The organism is Bathymodiolus heckerae thiotrophic gill symbiont, assembly GCF_900128515.1.
Lineage (GTDB): Bacteria > Pseudomonadota > Gammaproteobacteria > PS1 > Pseudothioglobaceae > Thioglobus_A.
The window spans coordinates 1-1,806 of record NZ_FQTP01000179.1; the positions used below are offsets into that span (position 1 = coordinate 1).

At 39.6% G+C, this 1,806-nt stretch carries 3 protein-coding genes; 1 reads left to right on the forward strand and 2 read right to left on the reverse strand.

The genetic code is table 11. The features are described from left to right. A partial coding sequence (locus BTHERMOSOX_RS10865) for a class I tRNA ligase family protein (RefSeq protein WP_138121151.1) occupies positions 1 to 465 on the reverse strand: 465 nt, incomplete at its 3' end. Between the two features lie 9 nt (positions 466 to 474). Beyond that, positions 475 to 1,437: a dihydroorotate dehydrogenase gene (locus tag BTHERMOSOX_RS10870; RefSeq protein ID WP_138121152.1), complete on the reverse strand. Its 963-nt coding sequence runs from the start codon at positions 1,435 to 1,437 to the stop codon at positions 475 to 477. A 92-nt stretch (positions 1,438 to 1,529) separates the two neighbouring features. Here BTHERMOSOX_RS10870 and bioD point away from each other — a divergent pair. Beyond that, positions 1,530 to 1,806 (forward strand): ATP-dependent dethiobiotin synthetase BioD (gene bioD, locus BTHERMOSOX_RS10875; RefSeq protein WP_138121153.1); only part of this gene is annotated, 277 nt, incomplete at its 3' end.

A 1,806-nucleotide genomic window follows, 5' to 3' on the forward strand; every position in this document is an offset into this window, starting at 1 on the left:
CACTGCATTTTTTTTGTAAACTAAGCCTTTTTTAAATAATTTAACAAATAGCCATTGCTCCCATTTGTAATATTTCGGGTTGCAAGTAGCGATCTCTCTAGACCAATCATAACCAAAGCCTAGTTGAGACAGTTGTTCGCGCATGTAGTCTATATTTTCATAGGTCCATTTTGCTGGCGCAACTTTGTTTTTTAAAGCGGCATTTTCTGCAGGCAGTCCGAATGCATCCCAACCAATTGGCTGCATGACATTTTTGCCTTGCATTCTTTGGAATCTAGAGATTACATCACCAATAGAATAATTACGCACATGGCCCATGTGCAGACGCCCTGATGGATATGGGAACATACTTAAACAGTAGTATTTTTCCTTTAACGGATCCTCAACAACCTCGAACGATTTATTTTCTTTCCAATATTGTTGAGCTTGACTCTCAATTTCTAAAGCGTTGTATTCTGAATTCATAATTTGAGTTTATTTGCTGCCAGTATCACACTGTGAAATGGCCGAATTGAGTTGTAATGTACCGACTAATTCGTCGATACTATTAAGCTTATGGTCAATTAGATACTGGCTAATACCGTCATTAATTTTTGGACAGACAAGGGGGTCATAAAATAAAGCTGTGCCTATGCCTACAGTAGCTGCACCAGCAATGATAAATTCAATCGCGTCATTGGCTGTCATGATGCCACCTTGGCCAATAATGGGCACATTGTGATGCTTACTAACCTGATAGACTTGATGGACTTTTAATAAGGCTACTGGTTTAATGGCTGGACCAGATAGCCCGCCCTGGTTATTACCAGTCACAGGAGTGCGAGTTGCTGTATTGATCGACATACCCATTAGTGTATTAATCACCGCCAAACCATCTGTACCACCATCAATACAGCGCTGAGCGCTGAGCGCTATATCTGTCTGATTAGGAGAGAGTTTTGTAATCAACGGTTTGGTTGTATTTTTACGACAAATATCAACAACGCGATAAGACATATCTGGATCATTGCCAAATGCAACACCACCCTCTTTAATGTTTGGACAAGAAATGTTAATTTCAATAGCGTCAATATCTGAATCGTCAAAACGCTTAGCTATCTTGCCGTACTCTTCAATAGAAGAGCCAGAGATATTAATAATAAAACGCGTTTCTTGCTTGTCTAGATTTGGCATAATGTCATTAATAACAACATCAGTTCCTGGGTTTTGCAAGCCAATGGCATTGATCATACCTTGTGGCGTTTCAGTAACACGACTTGGAATATTGCCTAACCTTGGTTCTAAAGTAGTACCTTTTAAGCAAATGGCACCAACATCAGTATTCGAAAATCCCTCAATTCTAGTGTACTCTTCGCCAAAACCAACGCAGCCAGAAAGAAGGATAATTGGCGAGTCTAATTGCAGATCGCAAAATTGAGTTTTTAAGTTATTATGCATACGCAGTATTATACATTTTTGCTGTTTAGGGCAGCTCTAAAAACCCTGATAATTTTTGACAGCGACAACCAGCCCTTGGGTAAAATAAAATTATGAAAGGCTTGTTTGTTAGTGGTAGTGGTACTGAAGTTGGCAAAACGTTTATTGCCGAACGACTGGTGCGTTTATTATCAAAAACAAGATCTGTTGCCGTTAGAAAGCCCATAGAGAGTGATTGTAAAACACTTGATGAGCAGCTTGTCACTAAAGATGCAGTTGCACTGCAAAAAGCAAGTAATGTAGCAGAGGATATTAATCGTATTTGTTGCTACCAATTTACCCAGTGCTGTAGCGGTGAGAGTGCTAGTAGCGCATCAGGCGTAACAATTG

Coding starts and splice junctions, on each gene's coding strand:
- BTHERMOSOX_RS10870 (WP_138121152.1), bottom strand. CDS start 1,437: ATGCATAATAACTTAAAAACTCAATTTTGCGATCTGCAATTAGACTCG.